The 20,813-nt window shown below is 60.7% G+C and carries 22 protein-coding genes; 3 read left to right on the top strand and 19 right to left on the bottom strand.

Annotated features, from left to right (window positions below; genetic code table 11):
- Nucleotides 1-4: 4 nt before the first annotated feature.
- From ACA062_RS19415 to ACA062_RS19400, 4 genes are all read right to left on the bottom strand, one after another.
- Nucleotides 5-682, bottom strand: coding sequence for a cysteine hydrolase family protein (locus ACA062_RS19415; protein ID WP_497452548.1), 678 nt, complete (start codon nt 680-682; stop codon nt 5-7).
- Between the two features lie 90 nt (nt 683-772).
- On the bottom strand, nt 773-925 hold the full coding sequence (locus tag ACA062_RS19410; RefSeq protein ID WP_497452547.1) for a hypothetical protein: 153 nt from the start codon (nt 923-925) through the stop codon (nt 773-775).
- Between the two features lie 63 nt (nt 926-988).
- Nucleotides 989-2,032, bottom strand: coding sequence for an LLM class flavin-dependent oxidoreductase (locus ACA062_RS19405; RefSeq protein WP_497452546.1), 1,044 nt, complete (start codon nt 2,030-2,032; stop codon nt 989-991).
- 114 nt (nt 2,033-2,146) lie between these two features.
- Nucleotides 2,147-2,632 (bottom strand): flavin reductase family protein, encoded by a 486-nt coding sequence (locus ACA062_RS19400; protein WP_128872071.1) that lies wholly within the window; start codon nt 2,630-2,632, stop codon nt 2,147-2,149.
- Nucleotides 2,633-2,957: 325 nt separating this feature from the next.
- Between ACA062_RS19400 and ACA062_RS19395 the strand changes: the two genes are divergently transcribed.
- Nucleotides 2,958-4,364: a purine-cytosine permease family protein gene (locus ACA062_RS19395; RefSeq protein ID WP_497452545.1), complete on the top strand. Its 1,407-nt coding sequence runs from the start codon at nt 2,958-2,960 to the stop codon at nt 4,362-4,364.
- 127 nt (nt 4,365-4,491) lie between these two features.
- Here the strand turns inward: ACA062_RS19395 and srmL are convergent, their stop codons facing one another.
- Nucleotides 4,492-5,640, bottom strand: coding sequence for a PheS-related mystery ligase SrmL (gene srmL, locus ACA062_RS19390; RefSeq protein ID WP_497452544.1), 1,149 nt, complete (start codon nt 5,638-5,640; stop codon nt 4,492-4,494).
- A 312-nt stretch (nt 5,641-5,952) separates the two neighbouring features.
- Here srmL and ACA062_RS19385 point away from each other — a divergent pair, with 312 nt between their 5' ends.
- Entirely contained in the window at nt 5,953-7,044 is a 1,092-nt protein-coding gene (locus ACA062_RS19385) for an RHS repeat-associated core domain-containing protein (protein ID WP_497452543.1), read from the top strand.
- 200 nt (nt 7,045-7,244) lie between these two features.
- Here the strand turns inward: ACA062_RS19385 and ACA062_RS19380 are convergent, their stop codons facing one another.
- The 5 genes from ACA062_RS19380 to ribBA all read right to left on the bottom strand — a co-directional run bounded on the left by ACA062_RS19380 (nt 7,245) and on the right by ribBA (nt 12,663).
- The gene (locus tag ACA062_RS19380) at nt 7,245-8,399 is read right to left on the bottom strand and encodes an ABC transporter ATP-binding protein (protein WP_368992995.1); all 1,155 of its coding nucleotides are present in this window, start codon (nt 8,397-8,399) and stop codon (nt 7,245-7,247) included.
- Between the two features lie 16 nt (nt 8,400-8,415).
- Nucleotides 8,416-9,225 (bottom strand): ABC transporter permease, encoded by an 810-nt coding sequence (locus ACA062_RS19375; protein WP_497452542.1) that lies wholly within the window; start codon nt 9,223-9,225, stop codon nt 8,416-8,418.
- A gap of 6 nt (nt 9,226-9,231) precedes the next feature.
- Nucleotides 9,232-10,164, bottom strand: coding sequence for an ABC transporter permease (locus tag ACA062_RS19370; RefSeq protein ID WP_497452541.1), 933 nt, complete (start codon nt 10,162-10,164; stop codon nt 9,232-9,234).
- Complete coding sequence (locus tag ACA062_RS19365) at nt 10,161-11,186, bottom strand: ABC transporter substrate-binding protein (protein ID WP_497452540.1); 1,026 nt, start codon at nt 11,184-11,186, stop codon at nt 10,161-10,163. Before ACA062_RS19365 ends, ACA062_RS19370 begins: the two co-directional genes overlap by 4 nt.
- Nucleotides 11,187-11,553: 367 nt before the next feature.
- Entirely contained in the window at nt 11,554-12,663 is a 1,110-nt protein-coding gene (gene ribBA, locus ACA062_RS19360; protein ID WP_497452539.1) for a bifunctional 3,4-dihydroxy-2-butanone-4-phosphate synthase/GTP cyclohydrolase II, read from the bottom strand.
- 71 nt (nt 12,664-12,734) lie between these two features.
- Between ribBA and ACA062_RS19355 the strand changes: the two genes are divergently transcribed.
- Nucleotides 12,735-13,031 (top strand): DUF1330 domain-containing protein, encoded by a 297-nt coding sequence (locus ACA062_RS19355; RefSeq protein WP_497452538.1) that lies wholly within the window; start codon nt 12,735-12,737, stop codon nt 13,029-13,031.
- A 179-nt stretch (nt 13,032-13,210) separates the two neighbouring features.
- On the opposite strand, the gene ACA062_RS19350 is transcribed toward ACA062_RS19355, so the two are convergent.
- The 9 genes from ACA062_RS19350 to ACA062_RS19310 form a co-directional block, all read right to left on the bottom strand.
- The gene (locus tag ACA062_RS19350) at nt 13,211-13,774 is read right to left on the bottom strand and encodes an NUDIX hydrolase (protein ID WP_497452537.1); all 564 of its coding nucleotides are present in this window, start codon (nt 13,772-13,774) and stop codon (nt 13,211-13,213) included.
- Nucleotides 13,775-13,776: 2 nt separating this feature from the next.
- Nucleotides 13,777-14,529 carry a GntR family transcriptional regulator gene (locus ACA062_RS19345; RefSeq protein WP_497452536.1) on the bottom strand — a complete coding sequence of 251 codons (753 nt, stop codon included), beginning with the start codon at nt 14,527-14,529 and terminating at the stop codon, nt 13,777-13,779.
- Between the two features lie 84 nt (nt 14,530-14,613).
- The gene (locus ACA062_RS19340; RefSeq protein WP_064677219.1) at nt 14,614-15,003 is read right to left on the bottom strand and encodes a carboxymuconolactone decarboxylase family protein; all 390 of its coding nucleotides are present in this window, start codon (nt 15,001-15,003) and stop codon (nt 14,614-14,616) included.
- A gap of 130 nt (nt 15,004-15,133) precedes the next feature.
- A complete protein-coding gene (locus ACA062_RS19335; RefSeq protein ID WP_128869383.1) occupies nt 15,134-15,619 on the bottom strand; it encodes a flavin reductase family protein in 486 nt (161 codons plus the stop codon).
- A 12-nt stretch (nt 15,620-15,631) separates the two neighbouring features.
- Nucleotides 15,632-17,113 (bottom strand): aldehyde dehydrogenase, encoded by a 1,482-nt coding sequence (locus ACA062_RS19330; protein ID WP_497452535.1) that lies wholly within the window; start codon nt 17,111-17,113, stop codon nt 15,632-15,634.
- The gene (locus tag ACA062_RS19325) at nt 17,110-17,943 is read right to left on the bottom strand and encodes an alpha/beta fold hydrolase (protein WP_150764565.1); all 834 of its coding nucleotides are present in this window, start codon (nt 17,941-17,943) and stop codon (nt 17,110-17,112) included. Before ACA062_RS19325 ends, ACA062_RS19330 begins: the two co-directional genes overlap by 4 nt.
- A gap of 45 nt (nt 17,944-17,988) precedes the next feature.
- Nucleotides 17,989-18,579: an amino acid synthesis family protein gene (locus ACA062_RS19320; RefSeq protein WP_497452534.1), complete on the bottom strand. Its 591-nt coding sequence runs from the start codon at nt 18,577-18,579 to the stop codon at nt 17,989-17,991.
- 455 nt (nt 18,580-19,034) lie between these two features.
- The gene (tssA, locus tag ACA062_RS19315) at nt 19,035-20,129 is read right to left on the bottom strand and encodes a type VI secretion system protein TssA (protein ID WP_497452533.1); all 1,095 of its coding nucleotides are present in this window, start codon (nt 20,127-20,129) and stop codon (nt 19,035-19,037) included.
- Nucleotides 20,130-20,223: 94 nt separating this feature from the next.
- Nucleotides 20,224-20,742, bottom strand: coding sequence for an Hcp family type VI secretion system effector (locus ACA062_RS19310; protein ID WP_064677225.1), 519 nt, complete (start codon nt 20,740-20,742; stop codon nt 20,224-20,226).
- Nucleotides 20,743-20,813: the final 71 nt, after the last annotated feature.

Below are 20,813 nucleotides of genomic sequence, written 5' to 3'. Positions count from 1 at the left end.
GCGATCACTCCTGGGTCTGGACGAGGCGGGTTTGCAAACGGGCGATGGTGCTTTCCAGTTCGTGGGGCTGGTAGGCGAATTCATCCGGCTGCCCGGGGACCAGGCTCAAGTAGTCTTCACCCTCGAGGGCGCGCAGGCATTGCTCGCCGGTGAGGATTTCCAGAGCGTAGACCCAGTTGGCCATGATCAGCAGTGCCGAGTAGTGCCCGGCCAGCGTGGTCGTGGTGCAGGCGTCGCTGACCAGGCGAATGTCATAACCCAGGGCGAAGGCATCGAACACCGTGCTGAGTACACAGACATCGGTCAACACGCCGCAGACGATCAGGGTATCGACCCTGAGCGCCTTGAGTTGATTTTCCAGGTCAGTGCGGTGAAAGGCGCTGTAGCGGCCCTTGTCGACGACGGGTTCATCGGGCCGCGGTGCCAGGCGCTCGATGATTTCCACTTGCCGGGTGCCGGCGCGATAGCTGCTCGGGCCGCCATCGGCCGCGCGTGGTTCGCCGCGCGGCAAATCACTGCCGTCGGCCTGGTTGATGTGGCGGGTATAAATCACCGGGATCCGCCGACGGCGGGCGGACTCGAGCAGGGCGGCCGTGTTGGCCAGCACCGGGTCGAAATTTTCCAGGACGAAGCCGTCCTCTTGCTGCATGTCGATGATCAACAGCGCGTTATTTTTGTTCATTGGGCAAACCTGATCATGGGCCGGAACACATTGCACCGGGCACGCCGCGCGATGGCGCGACGTACGGTGCGTGGAGTCTTGTTCGGGGGCTCAGTGAACTATTTGCCAGAAGCCGTTCTGTTTGGCGCAGACGCTGGCGCTCAGGCGCTTGAGATGGATATGCGAAGCGGTCCATTCGCCGCGCAGGTAAGCCTGCTCGGCGCCGGGGGAAAGGGTGAGTGATGGGAGACGACCATTGAGCATCGGAATCGACCCTGCACGTCAGTCAACCCCCAGGCTTCGCGTCCAGGGGGCCGGTGGGTGGGCTCAGCGGAATGCCGGGACCACGTGTTTGATAAACAGCTCCAGGGATTTTTTCTTCTCCGCGTGGGGCAGGCTGTTATCGCACCAGAAGCTGAACTCGTCGACCCCCAGTTCCTGGTAGTACTTGATGCGCGGGATGATTTCTTCCGGGGTGCCGATCATCGCGGTCTTGTGCAGGCTTTCCAGCTGGAACTCCGGGCGCTCGGCGAACTTCTCTTCCGGGCTCGGTTCCAGGAAGCCGTTGACCGGCGTCGTCTTGTTACCGAACCAGGCGTCGAAGGTGCGGTAGAAACGCGAGATGGCCTTGGCCCCGACTTTCCAGCCCTCGGGATCGTCGACCGTGTGGACGTGGGTGTGACGCAGCACCATCAATTGTGGGCGCGGCACGTCCGGGTTGTTGTCCAGGGCCGTCTGGAACTTGTTCTTCAGGTCGAGGACTTCTTCGTCGCCTTTCATCAGCGGCGTGACCATGACGTTGCAGCCGTTGGCCACCGCGAAGTTGTGCGAGTCCGGGTCGCGGGCGGCGATCCACATCGGCGGGTTGGGCTTCTGGATCGGCTTGGGCACGCTGGTGGACGTCGGGAATTTCCAGATATCGCCGTCGTGGGCGTAATCGCCTTGCCACAGGGCGCGCACCACCGGAACCATTTCCCGCAGGGCCTGACCCCCGGAGGACGCAGGCATGCCGCCGGCCATGCGGTCGAACTCGACCTGGTAGGCACCGCGGGCCAGCCCGACTTCCATGCGGCCATTACTGATCACATCGAGCAGGGCGCATTCGCCGGCGACCCGCAACGGATGCCAGAACGGCGCGATGATGGTGCCGGCGCCAAGGTGGATGGTGGTGGTCTTGGCGGCCAGGTAGGCCAACAGCGGCATCGGGCTCGGCGAGATGGTGTATTCCATGGCGTGGTGTTCGCCGATCCAGACGGTGCTGAAACCACCGGCCTCGGCCATCAGGGTCAGTTCGGTCAAGTCTTCGAACAGCTGACGGTGGCTGACGCTTTCGTCCCAACGTTCCATGTGCACGAACAGGGAAAACTTCATGACGCTTACCTCGGATCTTTTGTTGTCGGCCGGTCGACTGCGGGCCTGTTGATTATTGGTATACCATAATACGATAAGACGGCAAAATGTTTCTTGGCGAGACCGGTTCTGGTGTCAGGCGAGAACGGGCAGGGCACCCATCTTGCCGTGGCAATACACCAGTGGCCCGGCGTTGTGCTGGGGCACGATGAGGTTCTTCACCGCGCCGACCATGATCGCGTGATCGCCACCTTCATATTCGCGCCACAGTTCGCATTCGATCACCGCCGTGGCGTTAGCCAGAATCGGGTTGCCCAGCTCGCTCAAGGTCCATTCGATGCCCTGCGCCTTGTCCTTGCCTTTGCGTGCGAAGGCATAGGCTTCGCTCTGCTGGCCGCCGGACAGGACGTGAATGGCAAAGCGCTTGTTCTTGATCAGCACGGGATAGGAATCGGAGCTGTAGTTGGGGCAGAACAGCACCAGGGCCGGGTCCATGGACAACGAACTGAACGCGCTGGCGGTCAGGCCGACGATCTGGCCATCGTCATCGAGCGTGGTGATCACGGTCACACCGGACGGAAACGAACCCATCACTTGTTTATAGATGGCGGCATCGATCATGGGACGGTCCTCTGGCGGTGTGGTGCGGGTTTTTATGTGTTTGTAGGTCTGATGGTATACCGTAATACATAGTTTGCAAGCGCTTTTTCCACGAGCCGATAAACGTCAGTGTCAGGCCGAAAGCGCAGTAATTACGGGCTTTTAAGCCAGATTGCACTGGTGGTCATCCGTCAGAATTGCGCATCAGATACTCGATAAAAAAGCGGATCAGCCTTGTACAAAGTTTGGAATACCATAATATGGTCGGCATCTGAGGGGTCGTCACAGAGCACCCCCGGTTTGGCTTCGTACAACTATAAGATCAGACAAACTCGAGTTCATGCATATGTCCCAGATGTCCCGGCAAGACCCCCTGATCGAGAATCACACGGTCGATTACGTCCCACTCGCGGAACGCCATGGGAAGGCCCGCGATCTGTTCACCCTATGGTTCAGCACCAACATCGCACCGCTGCCCATTGTCACCGGCGCCATGGTGGTTCAGGTGTTCCACCTTGACCTGTTCTGGGGGCTGCTGGCGATTGCGCTCGGTCATATGATCGGCGGCCTGGTGATTGCCCTGGCGTCGGCCCAGGGCCCGCGCATGGGGATTCCGCAGATGGTGCAGAGCCGCGGCCAGTTCGGCCGTTATGGCGCACTGTTGATCGTGTTCTTTGCGGCGCTGATCTACATCGGTTTTTTCATCTCCAACATCGTCCTGGCGGGCAAATCGATCGTCGGCATCGCGCCGTCGGTCCCGGTGCCGGCGAGCATCCTCATCGGCGCCTTGAGCGCCACGGCGATCGGGGTGATCGGCTACCGCTTCATCCACATCCTCAACCGCATCGGCACCTGGGTCATGGGCAGCGCCTTGCTTGCCGGGTTCCTCTACATCTTCGCCCATGACCTGCCGGCGGACTTCTTCAGTCGCGGCGGCTTCAACCTGTCCGGCTGGCTGGCGACGGTGTCCCTGGGCATCATCTGGCAGATCAGCTTCTCGCCTTATGTGTCGGACTACTCGCGTTACCTGCCGGCGGATATCGGCATTGCCAAGCCGTTCTGGGCCACTTACCTGGGGGCGACCCTGGGCACCATTCTATCGTTTACCTTCGGCGCGGTGGCGGTGCTGGCGACTCCGGAAGGCACCGAGGCGATGGCGGCGGTGAAGCAATCCACCGGCTGGTTGGGGCCGATTCTGATGGTGCTGTTCTTGCTCAATATCATCAGCCACAACGCCTTGAATCTGTATGGCGCGGTGTTGTCGATCATCACATCGATCCAGACCTTTGCCAGCCAGTGGACGCCGAGCATCAAGGTGCGGGTGGTGTTGTCGAGTATTGTATTGGCGAGCTGCTGCGTGGTGGCATTGGGTGCTTCGACGGACTTCATTTCGCAATTCATCGGCTTGATTCTGGCGCTGCTGCTGGTGCTGGTGCCGTGGGCTTCGATCAACCTGATCGATTTCTACCTGATCAAGCGTGGCAGCTACGACATTGCCTCGATTTTTCGGGCGGATGGCGGGATTTACGGGCGGTTTAATCTGCATGCGATTGTTGCGTATTTCATCGGGATTATCGTGCAGTTGCCGTTTGCCAATACCTCGTTGTATGTCGGGCCCTATGCCAATTTGATCGAAGGCGCTGACTTGTCGTGGCTGGTGGGGTTGGTGGTGACTTGTCCGCTGTACTACTGCCTGGCGACGCGTGGGCAGACTCAAGATCTCAAGGCCGCCAGACTCGGTTATACCGACTGATCGAAGCTTGGCTGAAATGCTCCGGAACCATTGTGGGAGCTGGCTTGCCAGCGAAGGCGTCCATTCAGCGATAATTATGTCGACTGACCCACCGCTTTCGCTGGCAAGCCAGCTCCTACAGAGGTTTTTAAACCTTGGTGAGTTCCATCCTGTAACCCGCCCCCGGCGCCCCTTCATGCAACACCGACTGAATTTTTGCATACAAGGCATTCGCCTCGGCAGCAGTGATTGACCGCGAACAATCACACAGTACCACGCGTAGAAGCACATTTTCCTGCTCCGGCAGCAGCCCGAGGCGTTCAATGGCCTGCATGGGTACTTCCGAGAATTCCCAGCGTCCCTTGACCTGCATCTCCTCGATCCAGTCAGAGCAATCGCCAGCCGCTTGTAACATCCTTTCGGTCAACACTTCCTCGCTCAGCCCTGGCGTTACCGCTAACGAAATGTCACGAGTAATCGAAGGCAAGCGTGATACGGCGCTCCAGGGTTCCAGATCATGCATCTGTGCCTGTACCCGTACATTCTGATCGCGCAGCAAGCGAATATCCGGGATGCCTTTGCGCAGCATGGTCAGGCGATCCAGCCCCATCCCAAGAGCCAGCCCGCCATGTTGCAAAGGGTCTATTTTCAGACGCTGCAGCAAAGACGTCGCAATACGCCCGCACTCCAGCACCTCGACCTGATTCCGGTCATTCAACACGTTCACTTCGATTCCGCCCTCGGTGTAGTGATGCGTACTGTCGCTGTAGATCCAAGACTTGTCAGGCACGGCTGAGTTGAGAATATCGTCCACCAGGCTTAACAAGTGGTCATGCGTCGACAGCTCAGGATCACCGAGTACCCAGATATCCATTTGATGCGGTTCGGCACAATGCCAGCGATCCCGGCTATCCCGGCGAAAAGTGATGCCAGGCGCAGCCAGCAATATCATCTCACCCGGCTGCCGTACACCCGCCGCACGCTGCAGCGCCGCCGGAATTTGACTGGTGGTTTGCGTTCGCAACAGGGAGTGCTCGTCGACCCAACGGGTGTGTTCACTGCCGAGGGTGATTTCTTTTGGGTCATAACCGAGCAAACCGTAGTTTTCTTCAGCGGTGACGATGCGCGGTCCTGTCTGGATTTTCGCCTGGGGCCAACCTTTTTCAGCGAGTCCCAGGAGAATTTCATCCAGCAACAGTCGGATGGCGTGATCGTGAGTGCTTTGCTCGCTGAGGTCTTGCAGTAACAGGGCTTGATGGACTGATGCATCTGTCAGATATTTCTTTGGTGTGCGCACCCGCTAATCCTCTATTGACCGTTGGATGTTGTTTTAAAGGGCATAAACGAACGTAGCGACAACGGGTCAATGGTCACAACTCATATTTGAGACGTTTTGGATTTTCGGAAAGGTACTACGGACGTTACTTACAAAAGGGATCTGTAGGGCTATATTGCGCTCGCAACAACGGAGGCGACTTAAAGATCCATGGCGGTAGCTACGGCAGAACATGCGTGGCGATGGCACCTGGTAATTCTGACAGTAGGCAATGGTCGAAAAAAATCTCATGCTGAAGGTCCGGCTTTTTGGACCTCGCATGGAGCTCAGCCAATGCCTGCTTCCCCCCGAACAACCCCGTTGTGTCGCTACCACTATGACCCGCTCGATCGCCAGATGGCCTACATGCCGTTTCAGCAGGAAGCCGTCCAGCGTTTTCTCTGCAAGAACCGGCTAGCGACAGAAATACAAGGCGCTGAAAAAACAAGCATTGTTCAGCACGACGATCTGTTATTGGCGCAACAGCAGCATGTTGGCGGCGAGATCGGTATCACCCTGCTGGCGACTGACCAACAGCGCTCGGTATTGACCGCAGTCGATACAGTCCAACCGCACTCCCTCGCCTATACACCCTACGGCCATCGCCCTCTGCAAAACAGCTTGCCGGCCCTGCTTGGGTTTAACGGCGAGCAGCCGGACCCGGTCACCGGGAATTATCATTTGGGTAATGGTTATCGGCAGTTCAACCCGGTTTTGATGCGGTTCAACAGTCCGGACAGTTGGAGCCCGTTTGGCGAGGGTGGGTTGAATGCGTATGCGTATTGCCTGGGAGATCCCGCTAATCGGAGTGATTCGAGTGGCCATTACAGCAAGTCATGGGCTCTTGCGCTTTCTCCTGCGCGTTCTCGTCCGCTTGCTCGTCCGCTTTCTCCTCCTCCTGACCCTGCAATACTCCAATATCCCCGTTTGACTTCTTCATCAGCAAATTCTCCGCCTTCATCGCGTCGCCCTTCTACTTCAAGTACAGGGCCAGATGAAAGTGCTTTACGCGCCCTGGGGTTACGTAGACGAGAACTAGACAGAAATACTGACCGCGCTCGACAGATGGGCTATAGGGCTGGCACAGCGACGGGACCCAATAGTGAAGGTGGTGTAGAAGGATTTTTCGCTGCAAGAGGGCGTACGGAAAATGGCAGCCTTCCTACCTCACCGGCACTGGGCCAACCAACATTGCCTGCAGCTACCCCAGGATTGACGTCCCCACAAAACCAACAACAACGCGCCACTCGGCCTCTACCCATCACTCACTTGATTGTGGAATTACCATCGGGTCATGGCGGAGCCAATCGCCAAAGGGCTCCGTTTGATTCAAATAACCGGCTAACTACCCCTTCCTCCGAAGCCAGCAGGCTCCGTAATCCGTAATGAGCCTCGTCACCTTGGAAGGAGCCCTTCGCCGATAAGCCATCTACAATCTGGCTAATCAGCCCGTCCCGCTTTTTGGGGGCAGTCCAAACGGATATGCCCCCCAACCAAAAGAAAAAAAAAGGCCGCCACAACCCGACGTTGCGGCGACCCGAGGGTGACAGATAACTTATGGCCCTCCGGCATGGGCCAACGCTAAATCAATGAGCTCCGGCAGCCTTGTTCAAATCGCTCTCAGCCCACTCGGTATAAACACAAGCATCCGCCGTAGCCCAACGCACACGCACCGGATCGCCCGCCTTCAGCGGCATGCCCGCCGCAGACAGCGCCTTGACCGTCATCGAAGTGCCGCCCGACGTCACCACGCTGCAGGTCTGGCTTTCACCCAGGAACAACACTTCCACGACCTTGGCCGACACTTCATTCCAGCCGGCCGCCAAGGGTTCGACAGCCGCTTGCTCGACACTCAAGGCCAGGGCCTTCTCCGGACGCACCATCAGCAGCACATCCTGATCGGTTTGCAGCCCGGCGGTCAGGCGAATCGACAACGATTGACCTTCAAACGTCGCCACCGCATTCCCCTGGGCCTTGAGCTTGAGAAAGTTAGAGTTACCCAGGAACGACGCCACAAAGGCATTCGGCGGGTTCTGGTACAGGTCGAAGCCGCTGCCCAAACCGACGATCTTGCCATGGCTGAAAATCGCAATGCGCTGGGACAGGCGCATGGCTTCTTCCTGGTCGTGGGTCACGTAGACGATGGTGATGCCCAGGCGCCGATGCAGTTGGCGCAGTTCATCCTGCAAGTCTTCACGCAGTTTTTTGTCCAGCGCGCCAAGGGGTTCGTCCATCAGCAGAATGCGTGGCTCATAGACCAGCGCCCGGGCGATGGCGACGCGCTGTTGCTGGCCGCCGGACAGTTGCGAAGGGCGGCGATGGGCAAATTGTTCCAGCTGCACCAGCTTGAGCATCGCGTCGACCCGGCGTTCGCGCTCGGCAGTGGCCAGTTTGCGAATCGCCAGGGGGAACGCGATGTTGTCGCGTACCGACAGGTGCGGGAACAGCGAGTAACGCTGGAACACCATGCCGATGTCGCGCTTGTGCGGCGGCACGTTGACCAGCGATTGGCCGTTGACCAGGATCTCGCCGCTGCTCGGGGTTTCGAAGCCGGCGAGCATCGACAGGGTCGTGCTTTTGCCGGAGCCGCTGGAGCCGAGGAAGGTGAGAAATTCACCGTCCTTGATGTCCAGCGAGATGTCGTCCACGGCGGCAAAGTCGCCGTAGTACTTGTTCAGGTTACGCAGGCTGACCAGGGGCTTGTCACTCTGCTGGGCGGAATCTTTGATCACGGCACTCATGTCGTACTCCTGGCGCTCAGGCGCTGATTGGGTTGCGCCGGCGAACGGCGGCGGCGATGACCATGACCAATACCGAGAGGCCGATCAGCAGCGTCGACGCGACGGCGATCACGGGCGTCAGGTCCTGGCGCAGGGTGGTCCACATTTTCACGGGGAGGGTTTGCAGGGTCGGGCTGGCCATCATCACGCTCAGCACCACTTCATCCCAGGACACGAGGAAGGCGAACAGGGCGCCGGCGACCATGCCCGGACGAATCGCCGGGAAAGTCACCTTGAACACCGCTTGCAGGCGCGAGGCACCGCAGATCACCGCGGCATCCTCGATCGACTGATCGAACAGCTTCAGCGAGTTGATGATCGAGATGATCGTGAACGGCAGCGCAACGATCACGTGGCTGACCACGAAGGCGAACATGGTCCCGGTGTAACCCAGTTTCAGGAACAGCGCGTAGACCGCCACGGCGATGATCACCAGTGGCACGATCATCGGCAGGGTGAACAGGCCGTAGAGCATTTCCCGCCCGGGAAAGCGTCCGCGCACCAGGGCGAAGGCGGTCGGCAAGCCCAGGGCGACGGCGCAGATCGTGGTCAATATCGCGACCTTGAGGCTGGCCACGGCCGCGTTCATCCAGTCGGGGTTGGAGAAGAACTGGCCGTACCATTTCAGCGTCCAGCCCGGTGGCGGGAACACCAGCCACTGTGAGGAGCCGAAGGACAGCAGCACGATGAACACGATCGGCAACAGCAGGAACAGCGCGATCAGCCCGGTGGTGAAATACAGGCCGAAGCGCATGCGCCGGCTCATGGCATTGGGGGTCAGGAGCATGACGGCTTACCTCGCGTTGCTGGCGCCGACCGGGGATTCCGGCTGGAGCTTCAGGTAGAAGTAGAACAACACCAGCGTAATGACGATCAGCAACGCGGCACCGGCGCTCGCCAGGCCCCAGTTGAGGAACGACTGCACCTGTTGAATGATGAACTCGGGCAGCATCATGTTCTGCGCACCGCCCAGCAGTGCCGGGGTGACGTAGTAGCCGAGGGACATCACGAACACCATCAGGCCGCCGGAGAACAGCCCCGGCCGGCACAGCGGCAGGAACACCCGGAAGAAGTTGGTCCAAGGGCTGGCGCCGCAGATCGAACCGGCCTGCAGGATCATCGGGTCGATGGCCTGCATGGTCGCCTGCAACGGCAGCACGATGAACGGGATCATGATGTAGCTCATGCCGATCACCACGCCGGTCAGGTTATGCACCATCTCCAGCGGCTGATCGATGATGCCCATCGCCATCAACGCCTTGTTGATCACCCCGGACGCTTGCAACAGCACCAGCCAGGAATAGGTCCGGGCCAGGAGGCTGGTCCACATCGACAGCAGCACGATGTTGAGGATCCAGCGACCCCAGCCATTGGGCACCAGCGTGATGGCCCAGGCCAGTGGAAAGCCGAGCAGCAGGCTGAACAAGGTCACCAGTCCGGCCACCGAAAAGGTGTTGAACAGCACGCGGGCATACGCCGAGTTGGCGAACAATTGTTCGTAGTTGCCCAACCCCGGCACCGGTTCCAGCACGCCCCGCAGCAGCAGGCCGATCAACGGCGCGAGAAAGAACAGGCCGAGGAACAGCAGGGCGGGGATCAGGTTGCTCGAACCGCGCCAGCGCTGTGCCAGGGAAGGGGATTGGTTCATCACAACCGCCTTGTCGGCAGCGCCCATGGCGCTCCCGGTCGGCGTGGGTTGACGGGGCGTGGTTGCCGTCATTTTCATTTGACCAGCCATTCGTTCCACCGTGTCGCGATGGCCGGACCGTTTTTGGCCCAGTACGCGAAGTCAAGAGTGATCTGATCCTTGGCATAAGCAGTCGGCAAGTTAGGGGCCAGCACCGAATCCAGGCGCGCCACGCTGTCGACGTTGACCGGTGCATAGGCGGTCAGGTTGGAGAAGTCGGCCTGTCCTTTGGCACTGCTGGCGTTGGCCAGGAACTTCATCGCCGCGGCTTTGTTTTTGGTGCCCTTGGGGATGACCAGGATGTCGGCCATGACCAGGTTCTGCTTCCAGCTCACGCCCACCGGCGCGCCATCTTCTTGCAGGGCGTGGATCCGGCCGTTCCAGAACTGGCCCATGCTCACTTCGCCCGAGGCCAGCAACTGTTGCGACTGCGCGCCGCCACCCCACCAGACGATGTCTTTCTTGATGGTGTCGAGTTTCTTGAAGGCGCGATCCAGGTCCAGCGGATAGAGCTTGTCCGCGCTGACGCCATCGGCCAGCAGCGCCAGTTCAAGCACGCCTGGGCTTGGCCATTTGTAGAGGGCGCGTTTGCCGGGGTAGGTCTTGGTGTCGAACAGCGCGGACCAGTCCTGGGGTTTTTGGGCGCCGAGCTTGCCTTCGTTGTAGCCGAGGACGAAGGAGAAGAAGAACGAACCGACGCCGTGGTCGGAGACAAACCGCGGGTCGATCTTGTCGCGCTGGATCACCGAGAAATCGAGGGGTTCGAGCAGGCCTTCGGCAGCGGCGCGCAGGGCGAAATCGGCTTCGACATCGACCACGTCCCACTGCACGTTACCGCTCTCGACCATGGCCTTGAGTTTGCCGTAGTCGGTGGGGCCGTCCTGGACCACGGTGATGCCGCTGGCCTTGCTGAACGGGTCGGCCCAGGCCTGCTTCTGCGCATCCTGGGTGCTGCCGCCCCAGCTGACGAAGTTGATGCTTTCAGCTGCCATCGCCACATGACTGGCCGTGGCCAGTAAACCCGCGAACAGTACGGCGGTTGCACCTTTGTTCAACACCATTTTCACGCCCTCATTTGTTGTGTTTTTGAGCGGGCTTGGTAATGCCCGCCTATCGGGAGCAGTAGGTCCATCTGGCCTCTAAAGGCGACCGTGCCAAGGGCTGTTATTGGTGCTTTCCCTGTCGGGGGCACTTGGCTGAAGCAACCGGTCTATGGAATATCATATTATGGTATTCCAAACTTTGTGCAAGCACTTTGCCTTACCGGCTATCAGCCAAAACGGGTTTTTTTTGCGGCGAGGGGCTTGCCTTAAGGGTCGGTCTTGTAGGAGCCAGGCTTGCCGGCGAAGGCGCTCTTGCGGACGCCTTCGCCAGCAAGCCGGCTCCTACAGAAAAGCGCTTCACTCGCCACAAGGGAGCGCTTCGGGATCACAGGGTGAAAGGGATGCTCTCCACCACTTCCAGGTCGTACCCGGTCAAGCCGGCGTATTTCAACGGCGGGCCGAGGTGACGCAGCTTGCCGACGCCAAGGTCCTGCAGAATCTGCGCGCCGGTGCCCACTTCAGAATAGATGCGCGACTGCGAACGGCTGAATTGCCGCGGCGACTGGGTGAGCTGAGGTACCCGCTCCAGCAGCGCCTGCGACGACTCATGATTGGCCAGCACCACCACGACGCCGCGACCTTCCTCGGCCACGCGCTGGAGTGCGGCCCACAGCGTCCAGTTCAACGGACCGCTGTATTCGGCGCCCACCAGATCGCGCAACGGGTCGATCACGTGCACGCGCACCAGTGTCGGTTCGTCCCGGCGCAACTCACCCATCACCATTGCCATGTGGACACCGCCTTCGATGCGATCCTCAAAGGTGATCAGACGAAAGGTGCCATGCACTGTGGGCAATTCGCGTTCACCGATACGCACGACGGTGTGTTCGGTGCTGAGGCGGTAGTGGATGAGGTCGGCGATGGTACCGATCTTGATGCCGTGTCGGCGCGCGAACACTTCCAGGTCCGGGCGGCGGGCCATGGTGCCGTCATCGTTCATCACTTCGACGATCACCGAGGCCGGGGTGAAACCGGCCAGGCGTGCCAGGTCGCAGCCCGCTTCGGTATGCCCGGCACGGGTCAGCACGCCGCCTTCCTTGGCGCGCAAGGGGAAGATGTGGCCGGGTTGCACGATATCGGCGGGACCCGCCCCATGGGCGACGGCGGCGGCGACGGTGCGCGCCCGGTCGGCGGCGGAGATGCCGGTGGTCACGCCGACGGCGGCCTCGATGGACACGGTGAACGCGGTGCTGAACACGCTGCCGTTGCTCGGCACCATCTGCTCGAGGCCGAGGCGCTGGCAGTGCTCGTCGGTCAAGGTCAGGCAGATCAGCCCGCGGGCTTCCCGGGCCATGAAGCTGATGGCCTCGGCGGTGCAACGGTCGGCGGCCAGCAGCAGGTCGCCTTCGTTTTCCCGATCTTCGTCGTCGACCAGCAGCACCATTTTGCCCTGGCGATAGTCTTCGATGATTTCTTCGATGCTGTTGAAGGCCATGTGCGGATTCTCAGTGTTTGATGGAAATGCTTTGTGGTATACCATAATACAAAATTAACCGAGAGGTCACTATGAAGGCGTACTGGATTGCACATGTAGATGTCACCGATCCCGACCAATACAGCCAATACACCCAGCGTGCGCCGGCGGCTTTCGCCTTGTATGGAGGGCGAGTGCTGGCCCGGGGCGGGCGGTGCGAGGCGCTGGAAGGCGGGCCTGCGGCGCAGCGCAATGTGGTCATCGAGTTTGATTCGTACGAACAGGCGCTGGCTTGCTACCGGTCGGAGGCATATCAGGAGGCGAAACGGCATCGCGAAGGCGTGGCTCGGGCGCAGATCGTGATTGTCGAGGGTGTGGCACCGGTGTGATTCATCGGGCTGCGGCCTGGCCGTGGAAACCGATCGGGATTGTGCCGATGTACGCCGGTCAACTGTAGGAGCTGGCTTGCCAGCGAAGGCGTCCATCCAGGCGATAAATATGTCGACTGACCCACCGCTTTCGCTGGCAAGCCAGCTCCTACAGGGGGGCGGTGTACAACGGGAAACCGTTAGCGGATGAAGTGAATCTTGCCGGTATCGTCGTTGCCGATGTAGATGCCATATACCCCGGCCTGGCGTTCCTCGATGTAACGCTCGAGGATCTGCCGGATCGCCGGATAGTAGATGCTCTCCCAGGGAATATCCTCGGGCGCGAAGAATTTGTAGTCGAGGGTTTCCGGCCCGTACTGGCCGGTGATCTCCAGCGCGATGGCGCGGAAGATGATGTACACCTCACTGATGGTCGGCACGCTGAAGATCGAGTAGGGCGAGAGAATTTCCGCGCGCACGCCGCTCTCTTCCCAGACTTCGCGCAACGCGGCTTGTTCGGTGGTCTCGCCGCCTTCCATGAAGCCCGCCGGCAGGGTCCAGGTGCCGGGACGCGGCGGGATGGCACGTTGGCACAGCAAATACTTGCCGTCCTGCTCGATGATGCAGCCGGCAATGATTTTCGGATTGATGTAGTGGATGTAGCCGCAACCGCGGCACATCAGGCGCTCGTGCGTATCGCCCGGCGGCAGCTGAGACTTGAGGTCATTGCCGCCGCACTTTGGACAAAAGCTCGGGCTGAACATGATCAACGACCTATGCGCGGTTCTTTCAGCGCGATCGGCAGGGTGATCTCGGGGATCGCCCCGGTCTCTTCCTGCTTGCGTCTGAGGTAGTCCAGGGCCACGGCAGCGGCGGCGCGTACGTGGTCGACGCACGCCTGGTGGGCGGCCAGCGGATCACCGCTCTTGATCGCCTCGACCATGCGCTCCATCTCCTGATTGCTCGATCCGCGACGGTTTTCCTGGGACACCGACGTCGCGCGCAAGTAGCTGATGCGCGCCTGCAACTGACGCAATTGCAGCGCCGCGACATGGTTGCCGGAGCCTTCTAGCAGCACGTCATAAAAGCCTTGCACCGAATCGATGACCTGTTGCAGTTCGCCTTCCTTGAGGGCCTGGCGGTTTTCCTCGAGGGCTTTTTCCAGGGCCTTGATGTCCTTGGCCTTGGCGCGCAGGGTGAACAGCTGGACGATCAGGCCTTCGAGCACGCAACGCAGCTCATAGATGTCGACGGCGTCGGCCAGGGTAATGATGGCGACCCGTGGGCCCTTGGCGTCGGCGAACTCCACCAGGCCCTCGGATTCCAGGTGACGCAAGGCTTCGCGTACGGACGTGCGGCTGACGCCCAGGCGATCGCACAGATCGCGCTCGACCAGACGGTCTCCCGGCAGAAGCTGGAAGTTCATGATGGCGCTTCGCAGTTTATCCAGCACGATTTCGCGCAGGGTAACGGGGTTGCGATTGACCTTGAAGCTGTCGTCGAGTGGCAGGCGTTTCATGGGGTCCGCTCTGAATGTGGCTGTCCATGCAAAAAGAGCACGGCGATCCGGGGATCATCGGTGCTCGATCACAACAGCCAAGGGTTAACTTGAGGCCTCGGCATCGGCTTCGGCGAAGGCTTCACGGGCGAGCCGGAAACTGTCCACGGCTGCGGGGACACCGCAATAAATACCGACCTGAAGCAGAATTTCGCGTATTTGTTCACGACTCAGCCCGTTACGCAAGGCACCGCGTACATGCAGCTTGAGTTCGTGCGGCCGGTTGAGGGCCGAAATCATCGCCAAGTTTATCATGCTGCGTTCTTTAAGCGACAAACCCTCACGGCCCCAGACGTGGCCCCAGCAGTACTCGGTGACCATTTCCTGGAGCGGGCGGGTGAAGTCGTCGGCGTTCTCGATGGAGCGCTTCACGTAGGCCTCGCCCAGCACCTGGGTGCGGATTTTCAGACCTTGTTCGTACTTGTCGTTGCTCATCACTTTGCTCCACTACAATCCCTGTGGGAGCGGGCTTGCCCGCGATGACGGCGGTACAATCGACATCAATGTTGACTGATCCATCGCTATCGCGGGCAAGCCCGCTCCCACAGGTTTTTTTGTTTGCCCTTCAGGCCAGGGTGGGCAGCGGGCCCAGCTTGCCTTTGTGGTAGATCATCGGCGTCACTGGCTGCTCGGGCAGGATCAGGTTCTTCACCGCGCCGACGATGATTGCGTGGTCACCGCCGTCGTATTCGCGCCACAGTTCGCACTCGATGATCGCCGTCGCCTTGGCCAGCAACGGGTTGCCCAGGGCGCTGAGGTGCCACTCGATCGCCTTGGCCTTGTCCTTGCCTTTACTGGCAAAGGCATAGGCTTCGGCGGTCTGGTCGGCGGACAGCAGGTGAATCGCGAACTGCTTGCTGTCGCGCAGGACCGGGTAAGTGTCAGAGGCGTAGTTGGGGCAGAACAGCACCAGTGCCGGATCGATCGACAGCGCACTGAACGCACTGGCGGTAATGCCGACGATGCCGCCGTCCGGGTCCAGGGTGGTGACCACCGTGACCCCGGATGGGAACGAGCTCATGACGTCTTTGTAGATGCCGGGTTCGATCATTTCGCAAATCTCCTAGCGCATCACAAACGGATCAGGCATGGGGGCCTGGGAAAGGTTGATCCACACCGTCTTGAGCTCGGTGTAGGCCAGCACCGAATCGATGCCGCTTTCGCGTCCATAGCCGCTGTTCTTGAAACCGCCGATCGGCGCCATGGCCGATACGGCGCGGTAGGTGTTGACCCAGATGATCCCGGAGCGCACGTCCCGGGCCAGGCGATGGGCGCGGCCCAGGTCGCGGGTCCAGATGCCGGCGGCGAGGCCGAACTGCGAGTCGTTGGCAATCGCCAGGGCTTCGGCTTCGTCCTTGAATCGAATGACCGAGGCCACCGGACCGAAGACTTCTTCCTGCATGATCTTCATCGAGTTGCTATCGCATTCGAACAGGGTTGGCTCATAGAACCAGCCTTCGCCCAGATTCTGCGGACGCTTGCCGCCCAGGCGCAGGTGCGCACCTTCGGCGATGGCATCGGCGACCAGGCCTTCGACCACCGCCAGTTGCTGCGCGGTGGCCATCGGCCCCATTTCGCTGCTGTCTTCCTGGGGGTTGCCGATGCGGATGCGTTTGGCGCGTTCGACCAGGCGCTCGACGAACTCGTCGTAGATCTCGTCCTGCACCAGCAGCCGCGAGCCGGACACGCAGCTCTGGCCGGAGGCCGCATAGATCCCGGCGATCGCGCCGTTGATCGCGCTGTCGAGGTCGGCGTCGGCGAAGATGATGTTCGGCGATTTGCCGCCCAGCTCCAGCGACAGCTTGGCGAAGTTCTCGGCACTGCTGCGCACTACATGGCGCGCCGTCGCGGCGCCGCCGGTGAAGGCGATCTTGCGTACCAGCGGGTGGCGGGTGAGGGCTGCTCCGGTGCTTGGACCGTAGCCGGTGACCACGTTGACCACGCCCGGTGGTATGCCGGCTTCCAGTGCCAGGCGCGCCAGCTCCAGAATGGTGGCCGAGGCGTGCTCGGACGGTTTGATCACGATGGTGTTGCCTGCCGCCAGGGCCGGGGCCAGTTTGATCGCGGTCAGGTACAGCGGGCTGTTCCAGGGAATGATCGCGGCGACCACGCCCATGGCTTCGTGCACGGTGTAGGCAAACAGGTCTGGCTTGTCCAGGGGCAGGGTGCCGCCTTCTAGCTTGTCGGCCAGGCCCGCGGTGTAGTGGAAGAACTCCGGCAGGTAGCCGACCTGACCGCGGGTTTCGCGGATCAGCTTGCCGTTGTCACGGCTTTCCAGCTGCGCCAGTTGTTCCTTGTTTTCAGCGATCAGGTCGCCCAGGCGGCGCAGCAGCTTGCCCCGGGCGGTGGCGGTCAGGCCGCGCCAGGCCGGGCTGTCGAAGGCGGTCTGCGCAGCCTGCACGGCGCGCTCGACATCGGCTTCATCGGCATCGGGCAGTTGTGCCCAGGGTTCGGCCAGGGCCGGGTTCAGGCTTTCAAAGGTCTTGCCGGACAGGGCATCGACCCATTCTCCGCCGATGCACATCTGGAAGGAGGCGAGTGTCATGCAACGATCCCCTTTATCTGGTTTTGTCGGGCGTGCGCGTTGTCGATAAATTCCAGCAACAGCTGGTTGACCAGGCGCGGCGATTCTACGGGCATCATATGCCGCTGCTCGGCGAGCACGGCAACCGTGGCACCGGGAATTCGCTCGGCCAGTTGCCGGGCCATTTCCGGTGTCGAGCCCGGATCGAGTTCGCCGGTGGCGACCAGGGTCGGCACCTGGATGCTCGCCAGGTCCTCGGCGCGGTACATGTCCTGGGTCGCGAACAGCTCATACGTGGTCAGGTAACCCTGCGGGTCATTGTCGGCCAGGGTTTGGCGCAACGCGGCGATCTGCGCCGGGTTGGCCGCCTGGTACTCGCGGCTGAACCAGCGCGACAGCGCGGCTTCGGCGTTGGCATCCGGGCCGTGCTCGGCCGCCTGGGCGGTGCGGGCGATGACGCCGGCACGCTGTTCGGCGCTGCGATTGAACACGCTGTTGAGCACCACCAGGCCTTGCAGGCGCTGGGGGTAGTGCAAGGCAAATGCCCGCGCTACCAGCCCGCCCATGGAAAAGCCGATCACCGTCGCCTGGGGCAACTGCAGGTGGTCGAGCAGTTCCAGCAACTGGTCGGCATAGCCGAGCAGGGGGGTGCCGCTTGCCGGACGCGGGCTGGCGCCATGGCCGAGCATGTCGTAGGCGATCACGCGGTATTTCGTGGCCAGGCCAACGACCTGGCCGCCCCACATTTCTTTGTTCAGGCCCACGCCGTGGATCAAGACCACGGGCTGGCCTTGGCCGGTCGCCAGGTAACTGGTGCCAGCCGGGGTGCGTTCAGCGGTGAGCCGAATCATGGAGCGCTCCTGCATGCCTTTTTGTTGTAGTTAGGCTGACCGGGATTACTGGGCTTTTTCGGCCGCCAGTTCTTCCAGATCGATGTAACGGTTGCCGATGCGTGGGTGCAGGCGGCCGCCGTCGGCGCAACCCAGGACCACGACGATTTCGTCGGCGCGCGGTGCATCTTCGATTTTCATTTCCAGGGTGATGTAGTGCGAACGCAGGCCTTCGTCGTCCTTGTGCATCATCGGAATCTGGATCGAGGTGCCCGGGCCGCCGCGCTTGTTGGTGAAGCTCAGGTAGCTCTTGGCTTTCACCGCTTCGCGGTAATGGTTGCCGAAGCGCAGGGTGTGGATGACGGCGGAGGCGTGCTCGATTTCACCGTCGGCGCCGACCACGGCCGCCTTGCCATAAGCTTCGATCTTCTCGGCGCCGCCGATGATGCTCACCAGGCGTTCAACCATCATTGCACCGAGGTCGGAGCAGTTCTCGCGGATCTGTGGTTTCAGGTCTTCGACAAAACCGTTGCCCACCCAAGGGTTCTTCATGACGACAGCCAGGCCGACCATGGTCACGGGTTTGTCGCTGGCCTTGCCGCCTTCAATAAAGGTTTCTTCGACGTAGCTGACGATCTTGCGGATTTCGAAACTCATGAGCTGCTCCGTAGGAGGTTTGGGTGTCTGTGCGTCTGATGGTATACCATAATACCGGAAGCACAAGTCCCTCGGATGAGTTTCTGGTCGGACGGTGTAAAAAAGGGGATTTTCAGTGGACGCCAGATCGGTAAACGCCACGATCCCGTGTAGGAGGCGGCTTGCTGGCGAAGACGGTGGCACATTCAATAGAGGTGTTGGCTGGCAGGCCGCTATCGCGAGCAAGCTCGCTCCCACAGGGTTCTTAGGCGAACACCACATCGACGTACGGCGGGGGATACTGTGGGAGCGGGCTTGCCCGCGATGGCGGTGGCACATTCAGCAGAGGTGTTGGCTGGCAGACCGCTTTCGCTGGCAAGCCAGCTCCTACAGGGGGATCTTCAGCCAGCATGAAATCTGTGTGCGACACCGATTAACTGTGGGAGCGAGACCGGCTTGCCGGCGAAGGCGGTGTATCAGGACTTCGCTTCCTTGGTCCCCAGCACATCGCGGATGCTGTCCACCACATTGCTGTCCTTGATCACATCGTTCAGCCAGCCTTCGAGCGGCATGTTGCCCCATTTGATCGCGCGTTCGATCAGGTAGGGGACGGGGCTCTGGGGTTCGGTCTGTTTGAAGAACCGGGCGATGCCCGCCAGCTGGGTGAAGGCCTCGTCGCGGGTCAGCGGTGTGGTGCGCAGCGGCGTGGCCGAAAGGTCTTGGGGCTGGGTCATGGCAGGACCTGCAGGTTGTTCAGCAGCATTTTCAGGGGCGGCCGCAACGGACACGGCCGGGGCCGGGTGCAGTTCGATGCCCCGATCCTTGAGCAGTTTCTCGACCAGTTGCCCGGCGCGGAACAAGCTGTCATTGAGCCCGGCGAAACTGGGTGCTTCGGCGCCGAAGTGGCGGTCCGCGGTGCTCTGGAGCTGCTGGCAGGCCTTCAGGCTGGCGGCGATTTCGGCGGCTTTGAGACGCAGATAGTCCGAGTCGGTCAATACCACCGAACGCTGGAAGATCTCGGCGTTGATCTTGCCTTCGTCGAGGGCGGCCCGCATGGCCTGGGGGTTCTGCAGCGCCAGGTTTTCCACATGCCTGGACTCGTCATAACGCAGCAGGCCGTATTGCTGCCCCTGGGTGATCGGCAATGCACCGACGATGTCCGCCAGCGAGGTTTTCATCCACGCCAGCCGTGCGGCGCGCTCATCGACGCCGTCCTCGATCGAGGGGAACAGGTCCGCCCAGAAGGCCTGCAGAATGCGCTCGGCCAGGGTCAGGCCGAAGGTGATACCGACGAAGTGGTAACGGTGCGCCAGGCCCTCGCTGAGCCAGGCGACCAGCATCAGGTCCTTGCTCTGTCGAGCCAGGCCTTGTGCAGCCAGGGTGATGGTCAGGTCCCAATCCGAGGATTTCAGATCGGTCTGCCAATCACCCTGGGTCAGGTAATCGGGGTCTGCTCGACGCGCTTCCTTCACCTGATCGAACAAGGTGGAAAAGCTCAAGTCTTCGCCGCTTCCCTCATTGATGGGCGCTGTCAGTTCGGCCAGCGAAAGGTCGTTGAGAAATTCAGACATAGGCAACTCTGGTCAAGATAAAAGGACACCGTGCCTGACTGCCAGGCACGGTGCCGAACACGGACCGCTTGCGCGGCCCGCCATCGCTACAGACTTAAGCGAAAACCTTGTTGGCCGTGCGATCCCAACCGCCGGTCACGTTGCCGCCGCCCTGGCCATCGGCCCGGCTTTGCTGGGTGTAGGTGGTCTTGATGCGGGCGAAGTTGAAGCTGATTTCTTCGATCGGCAGGTCGCTGACCGATTTGTCTTCACCGCCTTGACTGCCACCGGCAACGGCCTTGACCGAAGAAACAACGACTTCTTCCAGGTTGATGGTCAGGTAGGTGACCTTGTCGCCGCCGGCGCGGTTCACGTTCAGCTGGATCTTGGCGATGTGCGTGCCTTTGCAGCAGGCTTCGAACAGTTTGGCAGAAGCCTTGTCCACGGCCTTGCGGATGCTGAAGTCGCTCAACGCCACACGCTCCGACGAAGCGCCGCCCGAAGAACTGGCCGTCGCGGAAGTCGCCTGGGTTGCGCTGAACTCGTAGCCCAGCACCTCGATCCAGTCCTTGTGCTTGTCGTCCAGCACTTCACCTGGAATGCCTTCGATCTGGATATATGCGTCAAATGCCATTTTTAATTTCTCCTTACCTTCATTTAAGGACTGACCTGCGCACAGGTCACGAACCCTTCGTTTTAACCTCT

It is taken from the genome of Pseudomonas sp. LBUM1679 (assembly GCF_059695565.1).
This window is presented reverse-complemented; position numbering and strand designations above follow the sequence as displayed.

Excerpts from the sequence above, each read along its gene's own strand:
- ACA062_RS19325 (WP_150764565.1), bottom strand. The coding sequence starts at position 17,943 with ATGATTCGGCTCACCGCTGAACGCACCCCGGCTGGCACCAGTTACCTG.
- ACA062_RS19410 (WP_497452547.1), bottom strand. The coding sequence starts at position 925 with ATGCTCAATGGTCGTCTCCCATCACTCACCCTTTCCCCCGGCGCCGAG.
- ACA062_RS19395 (WP_497452545.1), top strand. The coding sequence starts at position 2,958 with ATGTCCCAGATGTCCCGGCAAGACCCCCTGATCGAGAATCACACGGTC.
- ACA062_RS19380 (WP_368992995.1), bottom strand. The coding sequence starts at position 8,399 with ATGAGTGCCGTGATCAAAGATTCCGCCCAGCAGAGTGACAAGCCCCTG.
- ACA062_RS19350 (WP_497452537.1), bottom strand. The coding sequence starts at position 13,774 with ATGTTCAGCCCGAGCTTTTGTCCAAAGTGCGGCGGCAATGACCTCAAG.
- ACA062_RS19375 (WP_497452542.1), bottom strand. The coding sequence starts at position 9,225 with ATGCTCCTGACCCCCAATGCCATGAGCCGGCGCATGCGCTTCGGCCTG.
- ACA062_RS19310 (WP_064677225.1), bottom strand. The coding sequence starts at position 20,742 with ATGGCATTTGACGCATATATCCAGATCGAAGGCATTCCAGGTGAAGTG.
- ACA062_RS19365 (WP_497452540.1), bottom strand. The coding sequence starts at position 11,186 with ATGGTGTTGAACAAAGGTGCAACCGCCGTACTGTTCGCGGGTTTACTG.
- ACA062_RS19355 (WP_497452538.1), top strand. The coding sequence starts at position 12,735 with ATGAAGGCGTACTGGATTGCACATGTAGATGTCACCGATCCCGACCAA.
- ACA062_RS19320 (WP_497452534.1), bottom strand. The coding sequence starts at position 18,579 with ATGAGTTTCGAAATCCGCAAGATCGTCAGCTACGTCGAAGAAACCTTT.
- ACA062_RS19385 (WP_497452543.1), top strand. The coding sequence starts at position 5,953 with ATGCCTGCTTCCCCCCGAACAACCCCGTTGTGTCGCTACCACTATGAC.
- ribBA (WP_497452539.1), bottom strand. The coding sequence starts at position 12,663 with ATGGCCTTCAACAGCATCGAAGAAATCATCGAAGACTATCGCCAGGGC.
- tssA (WP_497452533.1), bottom strand. The coding sequence starts at position 20,129 with ATGTCTGAATTTCTCAACGACCTTTCGCTGGCCGAACTGACAGCGCCC.
- ACA062_RS19400 (WP_128872071.1), bottom strand. The coding sequence starts at position 2,632 with ATGATCGATGCCGCCATCTATAAACAAGTGATGGGTTCGTTTCCGTCC.
- ACA062_RS19335 (WP_128869383.1), bottom strand. The coding sequence starts at position 15,619 with ATGATCGAACCCGGCATCTACAAAGACGTCATGAGCTCGTTCCCATCC.
- ACA062_RS19330 (WP_497452535.1), bottom strand. The coding sequence starts at position 17,113 with ATGACACTCGCCTCCTTCCAGATGTGCATCGGCGGAGAATGGGTCGAT.
- ACA062_RS19370 (WP_497452541.1), bottom strand. The coding sequence starts at position 10,164 with ATGAAAATGACGGCAACCACGCCCCGTCAACCCACGCCGACCGGGAGC.
- ACA062_RS19405 (WP_497452546.1), bottom strand. The coding sequence starts at position 2,032 with ATGAAGTTTTCCCTGTTCGTGCACATGGAACGTTGGGACGAAAGCGTC.
- ACA062_RS19340 (WP_064677219.1), bottom strand. The coding sequence starts at position 15,003 with ATGAGCAACGACAAGTACGAACAAGGTCTGAAAATCCGCACCCAGGTG.
- ACA062_RS19415 (WP_497452548.1), bottom strand. The coding sequence starts at position 682 with ATGAACAAAAATAACGCGCTGTTGATCATCGACATGCAGCAAGAGGAC.
- ACA062_RS19345 (WP_497452536.1), bottom strand. The coding sequence starts at position 14,529 with ATGAAACGCCTGCCACTCGACGACAGCTTCAAGGTCAATCGCAACCCC.